Consider the following 20,325-nt stretch of genomic DNA (forward strand, 5'->3'; position numbering starts at 1 on the left):
TCGTTGAGTGCGCGCATACGTCAGCCGTCGTGACGGGGTCCCCGGTAGAGCACGAGGGTGCTGTGCGGGCCGATCTTGGGGCGCTGCCCGGCGCCCACGTTCCTGCCGGTGGCCAGGTCGCGGGCCGGGCCGAACTCCGGGCGGGCGGGGAGGGTGAACGTCCGGTCGGCGCTGGTGTTCATGGCGATGAGGTAGTCGCCGTACTCGCACAGATAGAACGGCGCGCGGCCCACCAGCATGGTCTCCACGCCGTCGAAGTGGACGCCGAGGGCGGGGTCCGGGACGTCCGCCGGGACAGGGGCCAGGTGGTACACGTCTCCGGCCAGGGCCTGGTGGAGGGTGTCACCGGGGGGCGGGAAGCCGCCCGGCGGGATGCCGCCGGCGAGGGGATCGTTGATGGCGTAGTCCCACAGGATCCAGTCGCGCACGGTGAACGTGTCGTCGGTGGTCCCCGCCGAGCGCTGGCGGATCGTTGCGGAGCGCTGGTCGGTGGGGGTGAGGTGGTGGATACGGGCGTAGTCGTTCACGCCCTGGCGGGCCCGCCAGTACAGGGAGGCGAAGAGGAGTTCACGGCCGTTCTTGACGGCGAGGCAGCCGTTGTCCTCGTCGGTGAAGACGAAGTCGGGGCGGTCCCAGTCCGTGGGGATACGGGCGGGACGGCCGGGCAGCGCCTGGAAGGCGTCCCAGTCCCGGGAGACCAGCCGGAGCGCGGCGAGCCCGACGCGGGTCCAGGTGTGGTTGATGAGCAGGTCCAACTGCCGGTAGAACTGGCCGTCGTTCATCATCTCCTGGGTCCAGCCGACGATGTCGGGGTCCTTGAACACGACGGCCGACATGACCGGGTGGGAGTCCCAGACGGTGCGGGACGCGTAGGTGATCTCGCCGGGGTAGACCTCGTTGCGCCAGCCGATGACGGTCTCCGTACGGGCGACCCGGGCGCCGGTCTCGTCGACGTCCATCACCCGGAACCGGCCGCGCGCCTTGATGATGTCGATCATCTGCCTGCGCAGTTCCGGCGCTTCCTGCCCCTGGTACCCGCGGGTGACGGACTCGTACATCATGACGAGCCAGTCGAGGACCTCGCCGTAACTGCCGACATAGCCGAGTTCGCGGGTCAGGCCCGCCTTCGACACCTGGTAGTAGCCGTCACCGAGCGGCTTGGTCGGGTTGCCGGCCGCGTCCTCGGGGCCGAGGTAGGGGGTCATGCCGATCGACTGGTACAGGTAGCCGCGTGCCTTGTCCTCGGGCAGGGCCAGGCCGGGGGCGAGCAGGCCGAGGCCGCGGTTGGCCTGGTAGATGCCGATGGCGCAGATCTGCGACTGGTTGCTGTAGTGCGGGAAGTGCTGACGCCAGTAGTCCCGGCTGGACCTGAGCATGTCGGTGTAGGCGTCGCGCCGGACCGGCGGTTCGGTACCGGCGGTGTCCGCGGTCCCTGTGGTCTCCGCGGGCGGCGTCAGGGTCACGTCGTCGAACCATGCGGTGCCGGGGCCGGACAGCCGCAGGTGCATCTCCAGCTGGGTGGCGCCGTCGGGGGTGTCCAGGTCGATGGAGACGTACTGCCAGTCGTGGGTGCCGGTGGTGGCGAACGCGCGGTGGTCGCTGCCGACCAGATTGCCGCTCGCGTCGAAGAACAGCGGGTCGATATGGGCGCCCTGGCCGGTGACCCCGTCGGTCCTGATCCAGGCGCCGTAGGTGTACGTGCCCTTTCCTATGCGGGTCTTGGGCGAGGAGTAGACGGTGATGAAGCCGTTGGACGCGGTCGCCGTCACCTTGAGGGAGGCGGATCCGGTGCGGGCGACGGTGGTGTCGCGGGCCCAGTCGGCGTCGGCGGTCCTGCCCCAGCCCGGCACCTCCCAGCCCTCGGGGGTGTCACTTCCGTCCTCGAAGCCGGGGTTGGCGATCTCGTAGGGCGAACCGGTCACCTTCTGGTCCAGACGGTCGCCCAGGTGCTCCCAGAGCAGGGCGAGGACCAGGCCGATCCGGCCGAAGCCCTGCCACTGCTGGTCCGAGCCGGTCATCACCGTCGGGTCGTTCTGCCAGGCCATGTAGCGGCCGTCGAGCGCCCGCAGGACGCGGTTCAGGGCCACCGGGTTCTGGTAGGCGGGGCTGCCGGACCAGAGGTAGCCCTCGGCGAGGGACTGGAAGGCCCAGGCGTCCATGCCGGCCGGGTTGGCGCCGCCGAGGTAGTACTGCTGGTCCTTGTCGACGCGCTTGCGGACGGCCTCCAGGGCCTCCGGGCCCTCGACCTCGCGCACCTTGGGGACCGGAGCCGGGCCCTGCGCCTCGCCCTTGGGCGGGACGAAGCAGGGCTCGGTGTGCGTGTAGAGGCGGTAGATGCCCCGCGAGGGCGTCGTCATCTTGTAGTAGAGCTGGTCGGCGTTCTGGCCGTAGGACCAGATGCGGCCCATCGACCGGATCTCCAGCGTCACCTTCCTCTTGCCCCGGGTGAGCCGCTCGGGCAGCGGCAGGGTGTGGAAGAAGAAGCGGCCGGGGGTGCGGGGCGCCGTGTCCAGGATGTCGAGGCTGTCGACGGCGCCCTCGTCCTGGTGGCCGACCTGAAGGCCGTCGCAGAAGAGCTGGAGCCGCCACATGTTCGTGCCGGACGCGGACTGCCGGGAGGTCGCGTCGTAGTCGTCGCCCCAGAGGCGGACGGTGACGTAGGTGGTGTCGGCCGGGCTGACGGCGACGTCGAACTTCAGCGTGCCGCCCCAGTAGGTGGCCGGTTCCGAGGGGTTGAGGACGCGGGCCGGCTGGCCGAGGCCGCCGGTGACGGTGTCGGAGAGGGTGGCGGTGAGGTGGTGCGCGGATTCGGAGGAGGTGTTGCCGAAGACAACGATGTCCAGGGGCGCGCAGACCGCCCTCGCGAGGGAGGGTTCGGCAGCGGGCGCGGCCGTGGCCGGCTGGGTGCTCAGCAGGCCGAGGCCGGCCGCGGCGGCGCCGGTGGTACCGGCGTACTTGAGGACGTCACGTCTTCTGGGTGCGTTGGGCACGGCTGGTCCTTTACTTGAGGCTGCCCATGAGGATTCCGCTGCGCCAGTACTTCTGGAGCGCGAACATGAACACCGCGAGCGGAACGATCGACAGCAGGGATCCGGTGAGGACGAGGGTGTTCATGTCGCGGGCGGTCTGCGCCTGCTGGAGCCACGAGTAGAGGCCCAGGGTGACGGGGAAGGTGCGCTCGCCGTTGAGCATGAACAGGGGGAGGAAGAAGTTGTTCCAGATGTCGATGAAGACGAGCATGAAGATGGTGATGCCGCCGGTCCGCATCAGCCTCAGCGCGACCGACCAGAAGATCCGCAGCTCGGAGGCGCCGTCGAGACGGGCCGCCTCCATCAGCTCGGTGGGTACGGAGCTGTCCGCGTAGACCTTGCCGAGGTAGACCCCGAAGGGGTTGATGAAGTACGGGATCAGGATCGACCAGATGGTGTTGGTGAGCCCGATCTTGGCGAAGACGAGGTAGAGCGGGAAGGCCAGCAGGGTGCTGGGCAGCAGCGAGGCGCCGACGATGACCGCGAACAGGGCGCCGCGCCCCGGGAATTCGAACTTCGACAGTCCGTAGCCGGCGGCGAGCGAGATGAGCGTGGAGCCGGCCGCGCCGAGCGTCGAGTACAGGATCGAGTTGCCGATCCAGCGGGTGAACACGCCGTCGTGGTAGGTCCAGATCTGCTGGAGGTTGTCGCCGAGGTGGTTGGAGGAGAACCACAGGCCGAAGGTCGAGTACAGGTCGGTCTGGTCCTTCGTCGCCGAGACGATCAGGAACCAGGTCGGGGCGAGCGAGTACAGCAGGAAGAGGACCAGCAGGCCGGTGGTGAGGGCCACGGCACGGCGGGTGGGGCGTGCTCCGCCCCCGGTGGCGACACTGCTCATGACATCTTCCTGTTCGTCACACGGTGGAACACGAAGGCGAGAATGCCGGTGACGACGGCCAGCACCAGCGACTCGGCGGCCGCGTACTGGTAGTTGCCGGCCTTGAACGCCTGGTCGAAGATCTCCATCATCGGCGTGAAGTCGGTGTTGATCGACTCCGGTGCGATCTGCCGCAGCATCAGCGGTTCGGTGAACAGCTGGAGTCGGCCGATGAGGGAGAACATGCCGGTCAGGACGAGAATCCCGGTGATGTTCGGGACCTTGACCGACCAGGCGATCCGCCACTCCTTCGCCCCGTCCAGCCGGGCCGCCTCGTACAGCTCGCGCGGCAGAGCCTGGAGGGAGGCGGAGATGAGGATCATGTTGAAGCCGATGCCCTGCCAGGTCAGCAGATTGCCCAGCGAGAGGTAGGTGTTGAGGCCGCCGAAGAAGTCGACGTCGGTGCCCGCCCGATGCGCCAGGTCGAGCAGCGGGCTGCCGGTGGGGCTGTAGAGGAACAGCCACATGACGGTCGACACGACCGCGGGCACGACGTACGGGATCAGCAGCGCCGCCCGGAAGAACCGCACCGCCCGCGCCGCGACGCCGTCCAGCAGCAGCGCCAGGAAGAGCGAGATCCCGAGCATCACCGTGATCTGGACCAGGCCGAACAGCAGGGTGCGCACCATGCTCGCCCAGAAGGCGTCGTTGCCGAGGACGGAGGCGAAGTTGTCGAATCCGCTGTAGACGGTGCGCGTCGGCCCGAAGCCGAGACCGGTGCCCTTCTTCTCGTACAGGCTCTGGCCGAACGCGTAGCCGATCGGCAGCACGTAGGTGACCAGGAATCCCACAAGGAAGGGCAGCGTGAACAGCACTCCCTTGTAGGTCCCCCGTCTCCCGGACCGGCGGGGGGAGGGCCGCCGGACCGGGGAGTCGGTGGCGACCTTGGGCGGTCGCGGATGGGTGGACACGGATATCTCCAGGTGAGGTGCGCCGACGGGCCTTCGAGCCGAATCGGTTGGCGGTGCGCGGCGGAAGCGGGTGGTCCGGGGAGGGATCAGCTGCCGGCGACGGCCTTGATGCCCTTGCCCTTGAGGTCGTCGAGGGTCCACTGCTGCAGATGCGTCAGCATCGCCTTGACGGTGAGCTGCTTCTTCATGACCTGGCCCCACTGCTTCTGCATCTCGGAGTACATGGCCGCGTAGTCGGGGCCGTACTGCCACTGCTCGCCGACCCGGGACGCGGCGGTGGTGATGACGTTCGCGCTGTCGGACTGCCCGTTGAACATCTCGGTCGGGATGATCTTGTCGACGTATGGCGAGACGTCCTTGACGGCGGGGAACAGGCCGGACTTGGAGGCCGGGTCGGTGAGGGTGGTCAGCGACTCCTTGCTGCTGGACAGCCAGGCGGCGAACTGCGCGGCGCGGTCGGGGTACTTGCAGCCCTTGAGGACGGCGGTGGTGTCGAAGTTGCTGGATGTCCGCGGCGTCGCGGTGTCGAAGAGCGGGGCGTCCGCGAGCTGCCACTTGCCCTTGGACTTGGGGAAGTTGGTGTCGTAGATCGGCAGCTGCCAGGTGGAGGTGGTCATCGCGATGGTCTTGCCGAGGTCCCAGGTCTTGAAGACACCCGGGTCGGCGTAGGAGGCGTTGGAGGCGAGGTCGTCGTCGACCAGCTGCTGGACGACGACGCCGGCCTTGAGGGCGTCGGGCGAGGTGAAGTCGATGACCCAGTGGTCGCCGTCGGCCTTGTACCACTGGGCACCCGCGGACCAGGACAGGTCGACGAGGGTGCTCGGGTCTTCCCCGGCCATGTTGTAGATCTTGACGTTCTTGTCCTGCCGCTGGACCCTCTTGCCGGCCGCGATCAGGTCGTCCCAGGTCTTCGGCGCCTGGATGCCGTACTTCTGGAACAGGTCCGCACGGTAGGCCGTGAACAGGGGCGAGGAGCCCATCGGGATACCGAAGGTGGTGCCACCGGGGCTGACCGCGTTCCACGCCGCCGTCGTGTACGCGCTCTTGTACGGGGCGGCGACCTTCGTGACGTCGGTCAGCAGGCCGTCCGCGGCGAAGCTCGCCAGGTTCATCCCGTCCATCTTCGACAGACACGGTGCCGTGCCCGCGTTCACGGCTGCCCGGAGCTTCTGGTAGACCGTCTCGCCCGCCGCGTTGACGAACTTGATCTGCGTCTCGGGGTGCTCCTTGTTCCACACCTTCGTCTGGGCCTCGATGCCGTCGGTCCAGCTCCAGAACTCCAGCGTGACCTTGCCCGTGGTCTTCGGCGAGGCCTCGGAGCCGCCGCCGTCCGAGCAGGCGGCCAGGAGCAGGGAGAGGGACGCGGCGGCGGCCAACGGGACGAGGGCTCTGCTGCGGATGCGGGACTTGGACATCGGTCCTCCACGAGGGGAACGAGACGGCGCCTGCAACGTGGGGAAGGCGGCGCGGTCGGGCGGCGCAAAGGGGAGTGAAACCGGCACTGCTCACCAGCAGCAGTAATCGTTTGTCGTGGACCGTACGGCCGGGGTGGCCGGATCCACAAGGGGGAAGGGCCGGATTGTTTCGCCAAACTTTCAAGAACGTTACCTGGAGGCGCGTCTGACCTGCGTAGTTCGGTAATCCGCGGGTCGGTCGAGAGGGTTGGCGGCATCGATCACGCCACGGCGAAGCATTGACCGGCACCGGGGAGGCTTCTAGCGTGGAATACGTTTACTAACCTCGCGGCGTCTTGCCCGCCGCCCCTGAGCCCGAGCAGGAGCACCACCATGTCGGCATCGGCGTCGCCCCACGCGCTTTTCGTCATGAACCCCGTCCACCTGCGCGAACTGTTCCCGCCGCGGCTGATGGACCGGCTCCGCCAACTCGTGCGGATCGACCCCGGTCTCGTCGTCCAGGACTTCTCCGAACCGGCGGCAGCGGCTGCCCTGAGCCGGGCCGAGGTACTCATCACCGGCTGGGGCTGCCCGCACATAGGCGCACCGGTCCTGGACGGGGCGCCACGGCTGCGGACGGTGCTGCACGCGGCCGGCAGCGTCCGGCACATGGTCGGGGAGCCGTTCTGGGCGCGGGACATCACCCTGTCCAGCGCGGTGCAGGCCAACGCGCTGCCCGTGGCCGAGTACACGCTCGCCGCGATCCTGCTCGCCGGCAAGGACGCCTTCGGGCTGCGCGAACGCTTCCGCACCGAGCGGGTGTATCCCGCGCCGACGGACTTCGCGGCCGTGGGCAACCTCGGCCGCAGGGTCGGTCTGATCGGCGCCTCCCGGGTGGGCCGCCGGGTCCTCGAACTGCTGCGGCCGTTCGACCTGTCGGTGAGCCTGTACGACCCCTACGTCGACGCGGCGGAGGCAGCGCGGCTCGGTGCGGTCCCGCTGCCGCTGGACGAGCTGTTGCGCACCAGCGACATCGTCAGCGTGCACGCGCCGGACATCCCCCAGACGCAGGGGATGCTCGACCGCGGGCGGCTCGCGCTCATCCCCGACGGCGGCGTACTGATCAACACGTCACGGGGAGCCCTGATCGACCACACCGCGCTCACCGAGGAACTGGTCGGCGGCCGGATCAGCGCGGTCCTGGACGTCACCGACCCGGAACCGCTGCCCGCCGGCTCCCCGCTCTACGGCCTCCCCAACGTCTTCCTCACCCCGCACATCGCCGGCTCCCTGGGCAACGAACTGGCCCGCCTCGGCGACACCGTCGTACAGGAACTGGAACGCATCACCTCCGGCCTGCCCCTTGCGCACCCCGTACACCGGGCCCAGCTCGCCATCAGCGCCTGACCGCCCCCCCATCACTCTCCCCTTCTTCGGAGGCTCCCCTGAACACCGTGCTTGCCGGACCGGTCCGTCCCACCCCCGGTGCCGTCTCCCCGTCGCGTCCCGCCGCCCTGGCCCGTGTCGAGGGCGGCTTCTGGGCCGAGCGCCGGCGGATCAACGCCGAGGTGTCCCTGGCCGACGGCCCCAAGCGGCTGGAGGCGGCCGGAAACCTCGCCAACTTCCGTGCCGCCGCGCTCCTGCGCACCGAGGGCGGAGCAGTCCCCGGAGCCGTCTCCGCGGGCTTCGCCGGTGACTTCCAGTTCCAGGACTCGGACGTCTACAAGTGGCTGGAGGCCGCCTGCTGGCAGCTGGCGGACAGCCCCGACGGCGAACTCGCGGCCGAGCTCTCCGCCGAAGTCGAGGCCGTCGTCGGGCTGGTCACCGCCGCCCAGCGGGAGGACGGCTACCTCCAGACCTACTACCAGCTCGGCGGCGGCGAGCCGTGGACCGAGCTGGGCTGGGGCCACGAGCTCTACTGCGCGGGACACCTGATGCAGGCCGCCGTCGCCCACCACCGGGCCACCGGCTCCGACCGGCTGCTGGAGGCGGCACGCCGGCTCGCCGACCACATCGACTCCGTCTTCGGCCCCGGCAAGCAGGTCGACACGGTCTGCGGCCATCCCGAGGTGGAGACCGCACTCGTCGAGCTCTACCGGACCACCTCGGAGCGGCGCTACCTCGATCTCGCCCGCCACTTCATCGACCGGCGCGGCCACGGCACCCTGTCCTCCGGCGCCGACCGCGGCCACGACCGCGACCCGGGACCGGAGTTCTGGCAGGACCACACCCCGGTCCGCGAGGCCACCGAGGTCGCCGGCCACGCCGTGCGCCAGCTCTACCTGCTCGCCGGGGCCGCCGACCTGGCGGCGGAGACCGGTGACCCCGAGCTGCGTACGGCGGTGGAGCGGCTGTGGCTGGACATGGCGGCCACCAAGACCTACCTCACCGGCGCCGTCGGCTCCCGGCACGGCTGGGAGGCCTTCGGCGACGCCCACGAGCTGCCCGCCGACCGCGCCTACGCCGAGACCTGCGCCGCCATCGCCTCGATCCACTTCTCCTGGCGCATGGCCCTGCTCACCGGTGAGGCCCGCTACTCCGACCTCGTCGAACGCACCCTGTTCAACGGCTTCCTCGCCGGAGCCGGGCTCGACGGGCATACCTGGCTGTACGTCAACCCGCTGCACCGCCGCTCCCGTTCCCACGAACGCCCCGGCGACCAGACCGCCCACCGCACGCCGTGGTTCCGCTGCGCCTGCTGCCCGCCCAACGTGATGCGCCTGCTCGCGAGCCTGCCGCACTACATCGCCACGACCGGCGACGACGGCCTCCACCTCCACCAGTACGCCACCGGCGTCTACGGCGGCGACGGCCTCACCGTGCGGGTGACGACCGACTACCCGTGGGACGGCCCGGTGACGGTGGCCGTCGAGGAGGCCACCGTCACCGGGCCGAAGACCCTCGCGCTGCGCGTGCCGGCGTGGTGCACGCGGTACACGCTCACGCTGAACGGCGCCGTGGTCGAGGGACGGGCGGAGTCCGGCTGGTTGCGGCTCACCCGCTCCTTCGTCCGTGGCGACACCGTCCGGCTCGAACTCGCGATGCCGGCCCGGCTCACCGTGGCGGGCCCGCGTGTCGACGCGGTCCGGGGGTGCGCCGCGATCGAGCGGGGGCCGTTGGTCTACTGCCTCGAACAGACCGACCAGCGTGGTGGTCTGGACCCCGACGGCGTGGTGCTGGATCCGGGGGAGCCGCTGACAGTGGACTGGCAGCCCGGGTTGCTCGGTGGGGTCAGCACGGTGAGTGGAGTGGGGCGTCTGCTGGCCGCGGACGAGCGCGCGGGTTGGCCGTACCGGCCGCTCGGGACTCAGGCGCCGCAGGCCACGGCGGGCGTCGAGTTGACGGCGGTGCCGTATTACGCGTGGGCCAACCGTGAGGCGGGTGGCATGCGGGTCTGGTTGCCGCTGGCGGCTCCGCTGCGGTTGCCGTGATGGGGCGTTGGCCGGCTGCCGCGCCGTGGTGGCTGGTCGCGCAGTTCCCCGCGCCCCTTTGGGGCGCTGCCCCAGCCGCGGTCACACGGCCCGCGTAGGTCCGAAGGCCAGCAGGAGCGCCGAGCGCTCGGCCGGGAGGGTCACCCGTAGGGTGTGCTCCCGGCCGTTCCAGGCGTACGAGGGCTGTGGTCCCGCGGTGAACAGGGTGCGCGGAGTTGCGTGTTCGGCGATCCACGGCAGCGGAACGGTCAGGGCTTCCGGGGCGCCGTCGCGGCGCCACAGCGCGAGCAGGGTCGTACCGTCCTCGGTGGTCAGGGCGAGGGCGATCCAGCCGTCGCGCCATCCGGGCAGGCCGAGCGGCCAGTGGGGGAGGGAGGCGGGCAGCAGATGGCGGTAGGACTTGTACGTCTCCAGCGCCCGGCGCACGACGGCCGCCTGCTCGGGGGCCAGTAGGTCGGGGCGTCCGCTGAGGTGGACGCGGCCGAGCAGGGCTGACACCAGCACCATGCCCAGTTCCGCCTCGTCGTGTTCGGGGAGCGGGTAGGCCCAGATCGCAGCCTGCTCCGGAGTGACCGCGGTGGGCGCGGCCGCGGCGATCGCGGGGAGGAGACGGAAGTCCTGCTGGTCGGTGACGGAGTGGATCGGCAGGCGGGACAGGATCGCCTGGTCGGTGCGGCTGCCGCCCGCCGCGCAGCTCTCCAGGACCAGGCCCGGGTGCCGGTCGAGGACCCCGTCCAGCCAGTCGAGGTGGGCACGGTTGTGGCCGAGCAGGCCGTCGCCCGGGCTGTCGCCGCCGTCCGTACCGGCGCCGATGTCGATGTTGTGGTCCAGCTTCAGGTAGCCGACGCCGTAGTCGGCGACCAGCCGGTCCACCACCGCGTCGAGATGGGCTCGGGCGGCCGGGTGCCGCAGGTCGAGCTGGTGGCGTCCCCATTCCGCCAGCCGGATGCCGTCGCGGCGGAAGAACGCCTCGTCGGGCAGTGCGGTCGCGACCGGGCTGCGCACCCCCACCGCCTCCGGCTCCAGCCACAGGCCCGGGACCATCCCGGCCGCGCGGATCCGGTCCATGACCTCGCCGAGTCCGCCGGGGAACCGGGAGGCGGACTCCTCCCACGCCCCGACCGCGTCCCACCAGCCCGGCACGCCCCCGGGGCCGGCCGTGCCGGGCGGCTCGTCGTCGTACCAGCCCGCGTCGACGCAGAACACCTCGGCGCCGGCCGCCGCGGCAGCGTCGACCAGGGGCAGCAGCGCCTCCGTACTGGGTTCGCCCATCAGGCAGTTCATGAAGTCGTTGAAGACGACGGGCAGGCCCTGGTGGTCGGGATGGGTCCGGCGGGTCCGGCGGCGGTGTCGGGTCAGTGCCGCGAGTGCCGCCTCGAAGCCGCCTTCGGGGACCAGGGCGACGGCGGCGGGCACGGTGCGGAAGGACTCCCCGGGGCCGAGCCTGCGCCGCCACTGGTGTTCCCGGTCGGTCGGGCCGGACAGGGCGAGACAGACGTCGTCGAAGCGGTCGCCGAGTTCGGCGTGCCAGGAGCCGTTGTGCTCGATCTGCCACATCAGGGCGCGGCCGGTCGAGGGCTCCTCCAGGCAGCCCGTCGGGAGGTGTTCGGAGGAGGACCAGGCGCCGGTGCTGGTCAGGGAGATGCGGTTCTTGGATCCTGTCTGGCCGTACGCCACCATTCCGACGTCGTGCAGGCCGTGTTCCACGAGGGTGGCCCGGGACCAGCGGAACTCGCCGCTCCAGGGGTTGGCCGCGGTCCAGAGGGACAGCCCGTCCTCCCAGCCGGCGCCCTCGGGAAGGGTCCGGGCGAGGTTGGAGAGCACGAAGGACGAGACGTACTCCAGGACCACCGCCCGCTCGCCCGTGTTCTCGACGTATGCCTCGGTGCGCAGGACGGGGATGCCCTCGCGCAAGGTGCAGACGGCGGTGACGCGCAGGCCGGTCGCGTCGTCGGCCATGAGCACGCGCAGCGTCCGGGTGCCGTCGGCGTCGGCCGACTCCTCGTGGCCGGTGTGGCGCAGCGCGCGGGAGGCGGCGCCGTCCACGTGGCGCTTGCCCGAGGTGCCGAGCCGCCCGCTGCCGGTCGTGTGGACCTCGACCAGCGGCAGGGCGGCTCGCCTGAGAGCGTCCAGGCCCGCGGGTTCGTGGGCCGGATCGGGCAGCGCGGCGGCTTCGCCCGCAGCCAGCAGCCGCACCGGTCCTGTCGTGTCGTACGCGAGGAGCAGGGACAACTCGTCGGTGCCCCAGCGGAAGAAGGTGACGGACACGAGTGAGGACTCCCCGGTGGGTGCGCGGATTGATGCACGACGATTAGTAAACGATTACTGTCATCGTCACACTGGTAATCGCCTCAGAGGGGTCGCAAGGGTGCAGGATGCAGTAACGTCGCGGTGTGACGGTGAACGGAAGAGACTCCGGTGCGGGTCCAGAGCCCGGAAGTGCCAGGCGTCGGCGGAAGAGGACCGCAGATGGTGATCGCCCCAGCACCATCCGTGATGTCGCCGTACGGGCCGGTGTCTCGGTAGCAACCGTTTCCAGGACGCTGGCCGGCAACTACCCCGTCTCCACCGCCACCCGGGAGCGGGTCATGGCCGCGGTGGACGAACTCCACTACGTGGTGAACGTCCACGCCAAGGCGCTCTCCGGACGGGTCGCGGGCCCCATCGCTCTTGTCCTGCGGGACATCACCGGGCCGTCGCTGGCCCATGTCGCCGCCGGGGTCGAGCAAGAGGCGGCGCTGCGGGGCCGGTTGAGCCTGGTCTGCGCCACCCACGGGGACCCGGAGCGTGAGGACGCCCTGGTGCAGCTGATGCGCGAGCAGCACGCGGCGGCGGTCGTACTCGTGGGCGGCACGGTGCAGGACGAGGCCTACTTCCAGCGCATGGCCGAGTACGCGCGCGCCCTGGACGCCGCCGGATCCCGGCTGGTCCTGGTGGGCCGCCCGCCCCTGCCCGGGAACCTGCCCGTGACCGTCGTCGACTACGACAACCGCGGCGGCGCCTTCCAGGCCGCCGACCACGTCTTCGTCCAGGGCCACCGGCGGGCCCTCTTCCTCGGCGCCGACCCCCGGCTGAGCACCGGGCTGCGACGCCGGGAGGGCTACCTGCACGCCCTGCGCGCCCACGGACTGCCGTACGCCGAGGAACTCGACGTGCCCGGTGACTACACCCGCGTCTCCGGCTACCAGCGCACCCGGGACGCGCTCAAGGCGGGGGTGGACTTCACCGCCGTCGTCGCGGGCACCGACATGGTCGCCCTCGGCGCGCTCGCCGCACTCCGCGACGCCGGACTGGACGTCCCCGCCGACGTCTCGGTGGTCGGCTTCGACGACGTGCCCTTCGCCGCGGACCTGGTCCCGTCGCTCACCTCGATCCGGGTCCCGTACGAGGACCTGGGCCGTACGGCGGTCCGCCTGGCCCTGGAGAACACGGAGCGCATCACCGGCGACGACCACGTGGTCCTGAGCACCCAGCTGGTGATCCGTCAGTCGGTACGCAGGGTCGGCTGACCGGCCCGCCGGCGGACGCCGGTGCCGCCGAAGCCGGGTCCGACGCCGAAGTCCTCTCGCCGACGGCACTGCGCGCGGAACTCGCTCGGGTCGCCGCGGACACCGCCGGCCTCTACCGGGGCGCCCCGAATACATGACACCAGATGACATGTGTGGCCCTTGAGAAGAGACCTGACAGTGGCGGTCCGCGATCTCGGGACGGCTTATGAACAGCCAGCTTTCCTTCATTCCGGTGGCGAATGAAGGGACGGAGGAAAAGCCGTCCGGCCGGCCCCGACGGGCCCGGATCGGAGCGGCGCCGACCGGAAACGCGCGGTACGCCGACCGGCACGGCTGGATCCAGCTCGACCACGGCGAGCGCCGCAATCCCGCCCGGCTGGGCCGCGGCAAAGGGTTCGTCAGCTACCCGCCCACCGAGCGCCTGGGGGAGAGGACGAAACTCCGCTTCGGCCTGGCCCCGCCGGCCGTCGAGGACTTCGAACTGCTCCGCGATGCGATGGCGGGCTGAGAAAACCGGGCATCGGCCGCGGTCGATTCTTTGCTCACATCGCCGGAATGTATGTCAAGCGCGATGTTCATCACAGGCGAAAAGGGCTTCCGGGCGGCAATACCCTGTGGTTTCACGGTGGTAGCCTCGAATGAGTGAGCAATCGACTCGTCGTCAAAGGCGCCCGTCAGCACAATCTTCGTGACGTGTCCGTGGAATTTCCGAGGGACTCTCTCGTCGTTTTTACGGGTGTTTCCGGTTCCGGTAAGTCGAGCCTGGCGTTCGACACCATATTCGCGGAGGGGCAGCGGCGCTATGTGGAATCGCTGTCCGCGTACGCACGGCAATTCCTCGGGCAGCTTGACAAGCCCGATGTCGACGCCGTCGAAGGACTGTCGCCCGCGATCGCCATCGACCAGAAGACGACCGGACACAACCCGCGTTCCACGGTCGGCACCCTCACCGAGGTGTACGACCACCTGCGTCTGCTCTACGCCCGGATCGGTCGACCGCACTGCCCCGAGTGCGGCGAGCCGGTCGGCCGCCAGACCCCGCAGCGCATCGTCGACCAGCTGCTGAGCGCCGCGGAGGGCACCCGCTTCCAGCTGCTCGCCCCCGTCGTCCGCGACCGCAAGGGCGAACACGCCGAGGTTCTGCGGCAGTTGGGTGCGGACGGGTTCAGCCGTGTCCGGATCGACGGCGCCGTGTTCGCGCTCACCACGCCACCCGCCCTGGACCCGCGCAGGCGCCACTCCATCGACGTCGTCGTGGACCGACTGGCCGTCAGGCCGGGGATACGACAGCGGCTGACCGAGTCGGTCGAGACCGCCCTGGGGCTGGCCGGCGGCGTCGTCCGGGTCGAGTTCGTGGACCGTGAACCCGGCGATGAGGGGCGGGAGTCCACGTTCTCGGAGGAGATGGCCTGCCCGCGCTCCCACGACCTCGGCCTGCCCGCGCTCGAACCCCGGCTGTTCTCCTTCAACGCCCCCTGGGGTGCCTGCCCCGACTGCGCCGGACTGGGCTCGCGCACCCAGGTCGACCCGTCGCTGGTCGTCCCGGACGACGGCAAGTCCCTGGCCGACGGCGCCATCGCGCCCTGGACGGACACCAGCGGTGCCGACTACTTCACTCTGCTGCTGGAAGCCCTGGCCGCCGACGCAGGGTTCAGCACCTCCACCCCCTGGCGCGAACTGCCGCCCGAGGCAAGGGAGATGGTCCTGTACGGCACCGAGCGGCGGCTCCAGCTGTCGTACCGGAACCGCTTCGGCCGCGAGCGGTCGCACCTGAGCCGGTTCGAAGGCGTCGTCCCGCACATCGAACGCCGTCATGGCGAGGCCGTCGCAGCCGACACCGCGCGGAGCCGGTTCACCGGATACCTGCGGGAGGTGCCGTGTGCGGCCTGCGGGGGAGCCCGGCTGACTCCCGCGGTCCTGGCCGTGACCGTGGGCGGGCGGAGCATCGCCGAGACGGCGGCTCTGCCGCTCGACCGGCTCGCCGCCGCCCTGGGCGGGCTGGAACCGACGGAGAGCGAGCGGCGGATCGCGCAGGCCGTGCTCGCCGAGATCGGCGAGCGGCTGCGGTTCCTGCTGGACGTCGGGCTCGACTACCTCTCCCTGGACCGCCCGGCGGCCTCCCTCTCCGGCGGCGAGGCCCAGCGGATCCGGCTGGCCACCCAGATCGGCGCCGGGCTGACCGGAGTGCTGTACGTCCTCGACGAGCCGTCCGTCGGGCTGCACCAACGCGACAACCAACGGCTGATCGAGACGCTGAAGCGGCTGCGCGACCGCGGCAACACCGTGATCGTCGTCGAGCACGACGAGGAGACGCTGCGGGTCGCCGACTGGGTCGTCGACATCGGGCCCGGCGCCGGGACGGAAGGGGGCCGCATCGTGCACTCGGGGTCCGTCGCCGAACTGGCGGCGCATCCCGAGTCGGTGACCGGCGCCTACCTGTCCGGACGGCGTGCCGTACCCGTGCCCGCCCGGCGCAGGCCCCCGCTGCCGGACCGCCTGCTCACCGTGCACGAAGCCGCCGAGCACAACCTGCGCGGTGTCACCGTGTCCTTCCCGCTCGGCCTGTTCACCGCCGTCACCGGCGTCTCGGGCTCCGGCAAGTCCACCCTCGTCAACGACATCCTGCACACCGCCCTGGCCCGCCACCTGCACCGTGCGCACCGGGCCCCCGGCCGTCACCGCGCCCTCACCGGCGTCGAGCACCTCGACAAGGTCGTCCAGGTCGACCAGGCACCCATCGGCCGCAGCCCCCGCTCCAGCCCCGCCACCTACACCGGCGTCTTCGACCACCTGCGCAAGCTGTTCGCGCAGACCCCGGAGGCCAGGGTGCGCGGCTACCGGCCCGGGCGCTTCTCCTTCAACGTCAAGGGCGGTCGCTGCGAGCACTGCCACGGCGACGGCACCATCAGGGTGGAGATGAACTTCCTGCCCGACGTGTACGTGCCGTGCGAGGTGTGTCAGGGCGCCCAGTACAACCGGGAGACGCTCGACGTGCGGTACCGGGGCCGGTCCGTCGCCGACGTCCTCGCCATGACCGTCGAGGAGGGCCTGGACTTCTTCGAGGGGCATCAGATCATCGCCCGGCACCTGCGCACCCTCCACGACGTGGGACTCGGCTATGTGAAGCTCGGCCAGCCGGCCACCACCCTGTCCGGCGGCGAGGCCCAACGGGTCAAGATCGCCGCCGAGTTGCAGCGCCGTACCCGGGGACGCACCCTCTACGTACTGGACGAACCCACCACCGGTCTGCACACCGCCGACGTGGAGCGGCTGCTGACGGCGTTGCGGCGGCTCGTCGACGGCGGGAACACCGTCGTGGTCATCGAGCACAACCTCGACGTGGTCAAGACGGCCGACTGGCTGATCGACATGGGCCCCGAGGGCGGCCACCGCGGCGGACAGGTGATCGCCGAGGGCACCCCGGAACAGATCGCGGCCCACCCCGACTCGCACACCGGCAGGTTTCTCGGCCCGCTGCTGAAGGGGGCGGTCGCGTGAGTGCCGTACTGCAGAGCGCGCAGGAACCCGTGCCGTACGACGACGAAGCCGACGGCCCCGAGCCGCTGCTGCCGGCGGCGGGCGGCAGCACCGACCCCGTCAAGGACTACCTGCGCCTCATCGCCCGCGTCCGGCTGCTCACCGCCGAACAGGAGGTGGACATCGCCCGGCGCATCGAGGCGGGCCTCTACGCCGAACGGCTGCTGGCGGAGGGAGACCGCCGGTACCGGGAGGAGGAGCTGGCGGCCCTCGCCGCGGACGGCCGGCGGGCCAAGGAGCACCTGACCGAGGCCAACCTCCGCCTGGTCGTCTCCGTGGCCAAGCGTTTCACCGGCCGCGGGCTGGACCTGCTCGACCTCGTCCAGGAGGGCAACGCCGGACTCATCCGCGCGGTGGAGAAGTTCGACTACGCCAAGGGCTTCAAGTTCTCCACCTACGCGACCTGGTGGATCAAACAGGCCGTCACCCGCGCCCTGGCCGACCAGAGCCGCACCATCCGCATCCCGGTGCACACCGTGGAGGTCGTCAACCGGGTGGCCCGGGCCCGCCGGGAGCTGACCCGGGAGACCGGCACCGCGCCGGCACCGGAGCGGCTCGCCGAGCGCGCCGGGATCACGGTGGAACGGCTCCACGAACTGGACGCCTACACCAAGGAACCCGTCTCCCTGCACGCGAGCCTCGGCGAGGACGGAGACGGCGAGTTCGGCGACCTCATCGAGGACACCGACACGCCCGCGCCCTGGGAGGCCGCCACCCACCACCTCCTCCAGGACACCATCCGCTCCCTGCTCACCGGCATGACCGCCCGCGAGGCAGGCATCATCTCCCTGCGCTACGGACTCACGGACGGCCGCCCCCGGACCCTGGAGGAGATCGGACACGTCTACGGCGTCACCCGCGAACGCATCCGCCAGATCGAGGCCAAGACCATGACCAAGCTCCGTCACCCCGCCCGCTCACAGGTACTGCGGGACTACCTCGACGGCTCCTGAGTCCGCCGGGGGTGCCGTCCGGCGGATCAGGTCGCAGGAGAGGATCGGATGCCTTGTCGCCTGTGACAACATCGGGCAGGGAGTCCGTCCGGTCAGGAGGACTCGAACACCCCGGCCCGCCGCCGATCCCGCCGCCGATCCACCGGAGGTCACCCGTGTCGAAGCCCCGATTCGCCGTCCTCGGCGCCGGCAGCATCGGCTGTCATCTCGGCGGCCACCTCGTCGCCGCCGGGTACGAGGTGGCGTTCATCGGGCGGCCGTCCGGCATGCGGGTACTGGGGGAACGAGGGCTCACCCTCACCGGTTCCGGCCGTCCGCCCGTCCACCTCACCCCCGACCGGCTGACCCTCGCCACCGGGACCGAGGCCGCGGCCGGCGCCGACTACATACTGGTCACCGTGAAGACCGCGGGAACCGAGGCCGCCGCCAAGGACCTCGCCGCCCGTCTCGCCCCCGGCGCCGTCGTGGTCAGCTTCCAGAACGGGCTGCACAACCCCGCCACCCTGCGCCCCGCCCTGCCGGGACACACCGTGCTCGCCGGCATGGTGCCCTACAACGTCGTCCAGTCCGAACCCGGCACCGTCCACCAGGGCATGCCGGGCACGCTCATGACCGAGCCCGACGACACCCTCCACGCGGCCCTGCGCAGCGCGCACCTGGCCGTCGAGGCCCGCACCGACATGACCGCCGTACAGCACGCCAAACTGCTGATGAACCTCAACAACGCGGTCAACGCCCTGTCCGGACTGCCGTTGCGCGACCAGCTCGGCCAACGCGCCTACCGCCGCTGCCTGGCCCTGTGCCAGCGCGAAGCCCTCGCCGCCTACCGCGCCGCCGGCGTCACCCCCGCCCGCCTCGGGCCGGCCTCGCCGCGCCTGACCCCGTACATACTCGAACTGCCCGACGCCGCGTTCCGCCGGGTGGCCGCGGCCTCCCTGCGCATCGACGCCCACGCGCGCTCGTCGATGTGGGAGGACCTGCAACGCGGCCGGGCGACAGAGATCGATTCCCTCCAGGGCGAGATCGTCGCCGTCGCCCGCAGCCACGGACACGGGGCCGCCGCCAACGCCCGACTCGCGGCCCTGGTGCACGAGGCGGAGACCACCCCGCGCACCTGGACCGGAGCGGAGTTGTACGCCGAGCTGCGTGCCGCGTCCTGAACCCTGCGCTTCAGGTTCTGGTCTCCGGCTCAGAGCAGTCGCCGGATGTCACCGCGCACCCGGTAGAAGCCGCCGGCCGCGGTGTGCAGGGAGTCCACCACATAGCGCGCCCCGGGCTCGCGTATCGCGCGCGGGAACTGGACGTTCAGCGACTGGTCGTAGCCGTCCGACACGACGTGCACCCGGACCCGGCCCGCCTCCTGGACGCACTCCACGACGATCGTCCCGGTGGGGGCCCGCGTGACGGTGGCGACCGCGCTCACGTTCGTGGCGGGCGCCCAGGCCGGCATCGCCGCGGCCAGCTTGATGTCCCGCGCCACCGGCACCGACCCCTGCTGGGCCGCGGTGACGGCCGCCTCGCTCGCGTCCACGCAGACCAGTGAGCCGTCGGTGGTCACCAGGTAGAGCCGCTCGTCGTGGTACTGCATCGACAGCGCCGAACCGCCGCCCGTGCCCAGCTTCCACAGCCGGGTGCCGTCCTGGTCGAAGCAGTAGACGGACGAGGACGCGTCACCGGCGAACACGAACCGCCCGCCCGGCGAGGTCGCGCACGAGTACACGGCGCTGTCGCAGGCGTACGTCACCTCGATCGCGCCGTTCGCCTTCGACAGCCGCTGGACCGCCTTGTGGGCGGTGCCCGCGTACACCACGTCGCCCTCCTGCCAGCCGAACAGCACCCCACCCCTGGTGGGCGTGTGCCACAACTCCCGGCCGCCGTCCGGGGCGTAGGCGGTGACGCCCCTGGTGTGGCCGTGGTACACGGCCCGTTCGTCGGCGCGGACCATCCAGGCCTGCTCGCCCTGGCTGCGGCGGGCCCACTGGTGCTCGTCCTCGTGGTCGATGACCGTGAGCCGGCCGTCGCGGTCGGAGACGTCCAGCACACCCTCGTGGATGTCCAGCCAGAAGATGTCGACGTCCGCCGCGATGTCGTAGGCCACGAACGGCAGCTTCGAGGACAGGTCGTACACCTTGCCGTCGTCACAGCCCGCGTAGATCCAGAAGTCGTCGGCGACCAGGCACTTCACGCCGTCCGGGAGGCTGAAGCGGGCCAGCACGCCGCCCTCGTGGTCCAGGGTGTACACATCGCCCGCCTGGTTGCCGACCCAGCAGCGGTCGTCGTCGACATGGATGCCGAACGCGGCGGAGCCGGTGCGGAAACGCCACAGCACGGGCGCGGTGGAGCGCGCGGTGGAGGGGGCCGACGCGACCTGACGCCGGGTCACCGAGCGTGGCGCGCGTGCTCCCTGTACGGCCGGGGCGTATCCCTTGCGGACCTTCTCGCCGACCTTCTTCGCGGCGGCGGCCCGTGCCTTCTCCACCGTCGCGAACGTCGTCGTCTGCGTCTGCCCGTCGGCGCCGATCCGGCCGTACCGCACGGTCACGACCAGGTCGGCGACGGACACCTCGTAGAACTTGTGCGCGGCGCCGTCCTCCTGGGACAGCTCCAGGTACGTCGTCGACACTGCGGCAGAACCGGTGGACATGGCGGATCAGACCCCTCCCCAGATGGATCCGCCGTCCGTC

General features: G+C 70.9%; 13 protein-coding genes. 7 read left to right on the top strand and 6 right to left on the bottom strand.

What is annotated here, in order from left to right:
• Positions 1–20 precede the first annotated feature (20 nt).
• From ACGF5O_RS32150 to ACGF5O_RS32165, 4 genes are all read right to left on the bottom strand, one after another.
• Positions 21–2,990, bottom strand: coding sequence for a Tat pathway signal sequence domain protein (locus ACGF5O_RS32150; protein ID WP_393813394.1), 2,970 nt, complete (start codon positions 2,988–2,990; stop codon positions 21–23).
• A gap of 10 nt (positions 2,991–3,000) precedes the next feature.
• Complete coding sequence (locus tag ACGF5O_RS32155) at positions 3,001–3,867, bottom strand: carbohydrate ABC transporter permease (protein WP_393813395.1); 867 nt, start codon at positions 3,865–3,867, stop codon at positions 3,001–3,003.
• Positions 3,864–4,817, bottom strand: coding sequence for a carbohydrate ABC transporter permease (locus ACGF5O_RS32160; RefSeq protein ID WP_393813396.1), 954 nt, complete (start codon positions 4,815–4,817; stop codon positions 3,864–3,866). Before ACGF5O_RS32160 ends, ACGF5O_RS32155 begins: the two co-directional genes overlap by 4 nt.
• A gap of 86 nt (positions 4,818–4,903) precedes the next feature.
• The gene (locus tag ACGF5O_RS32165; protein WP_393813397.1) at positions 4,904–6,232 is read right to left on the bottom strand and encodes an ABC transporter substrate-binding protein; all 1,329 of its coding nucleotides are present in this window, start codon (positions 6,230–6,232) and stop codon (positions 4,904–4,906) included.
• 372 nt (positions 6,233–6,604) lie between these two features.
• On the opposite strand from ACGF5O_RS32165, the gene ACGF5O_RS32170 reads away from it, so the two are divergent.
• A complete protein-coding gene (locus tag ACGF5O_RS32170) occupies positions 6,605–7,618 on the top strand; it encodes a hydroxyacid dehydrogenase (protein WP_393813398.1) in 1,014 nt (337 codons plus the stop codon).
• Between the two features lie 38 nt (positions 7,619–7,656).
• Entirely contained in the window at positions 7,657–9,642 is a 1,986-nt protein-coding gene (locus ACGF5O_RS32175) for a glycoside hydrolase family 127 protein (protein WP_393813497.1), read from the top strand.
• Between the two features lie 81 nt (positions 9,643–9,723).
• Here the strand turns inward: ACGF5O_RS32175 and ACGF5O_RS32180 are convergent, their stop codons facing one another.
• The gene (locus ACGF5O_RS32180; RefSeq protein ID WP_393813399.1) at positions 9,724–11,910 is read right to left on the bottom strand and encodes a glycoside hydrolase family 36 protein; all 2,187 of its coding nucleotides are present in this window, start codon (positions 11,908–11,910) and stop codon (positions 9,724–9,726) included.
• Between the two features lie 125 nt (positions 11,911–12,035).
• Between ACGF5O_RS32180 and ACGF5O_RS32185 the strand changes: the two genes are divergently transcribed.
• From ACGF5O_RS32185 to ACGF5O_RS32205, 5 genes are all read left to right on the top strand, one after another.
• Complete coding sequence (locus tag ACGF5O_RS32185; protein ID WP_393813400.1) at positions 12,036–13,151, top strand: LacI family DNA-binding transcriptional regulator; 1,116 nt, start codon at positions 12,036–12,038, stop codon at positions 13,149–13,151.
• Positions 13,152–13,383: 232 nt separating this feature from the next.
• The gene (locus tag ACGF5O_RS32190) at positions 13,384–13,659 is read left to right on the top strand and encodes a hypothetical protein (RefSeq protein WP_393813401.1); all 276 of its coding nucleotides are present in this window, start codon (positions 13,384–13,386) and stop codon (positions 13,657–13,659) included.
• 191 nt (positions 13,660–13,850) lie between these two features.
• Entirely contained in the window at positions 13,851–16,649 is a 2,799-nt protein-coding gene (gene uvrA, locus ACGF5O_RS32195; RefSeq protein WP_393813498.1) for an excinuclease ABC subunit UvrA, read from the top strand.
• Entirely contained in the window at positions 16,646–17,641 is a 996-nt protein-coding gene (locus tag ACGF5O_RS32200) for an RNA polymerase sigma factor (protein ID WP_393813402.1), read from the top strand. The genes uvrA and ACGF5O_RS32200 overlap by 4 nt, the downstream gene beginning before the upstream one ends.
• A gap of 155 nt (positions 17,642–17,796) precedes the next feature.
• Positions 17,797–18,801, top strand: a complete 1,005-nt coding sequence (locus ACGF5O_RS32205; protein WP_393813403.1) for a 2-dehydropantoate 2-reductase — start codon at positions 17,797–17,799, stop codon at positions 18,799–18,801.
• 29 nt (positions 18,802–18,830) lie between these two features.
• Here ACGF5O_RS32205 and ACGF5O_RS32210 read toward each other — a convergent pair whose 3' ends face one another.
• Positions 18,831–20,285 carry a WGR domain-containing protein gene (locus tag ACGF5O_RS32210; protein WP_393813404.1) on the bottom strand — a complete coding sequence of 485 codons (1,455 nt, stop codon included), beginning with the start codon at positions 20,283–20,285 and terminating at the stop codon, positions 18,831–18,833.
• Positions 20,286–20,325 lie beyond the last annotated feature (40 nt).

This window comes from Streptomyces sp. NPDC048291, assembly GCF_043201715.1.
Lineage (GTDB): Bacteria > Actinomycetota > Actinomycetes > Streptomycetales > Streptomycetaceae > Streptomyces.

What these genes read in the sequence shown, in the direction of transcription:
- ACGF5O_RS32210 (WP_393813404.1), bottom strand. Translation starts at nt 20,285, where the DNA reads ATGTCCACCGGTTCTGCCGCAGTGTCGACGACGTACCTGGAGCTGTCC.
- ACGF5O_RS32155 (WP_393813395.1), bottom strand. Translation starts at nt 3,867, where the DNA reads ATGAGCAGTGTCGCCACCGGGGGCGGAGCACGCCCCACCCGCCGTGCC.
- ACGF5O_RS32165 (WP_393813397.1), bottom strand. Translation starts at nt 6,232, where the DNA reads ATGTCCAAGTCCCGCATCCGCAGCAGAGCCCTCGTCCCGTTGGCCGCC.
- ACGF5O_RS32170 (WP_393813398.1), top strand. Translation starts at nt 6,605, where the DNA reads ATGTCGGCATCGGCGTCGCCCCACGCGCTTTTCGTCATGAACCCCGTC.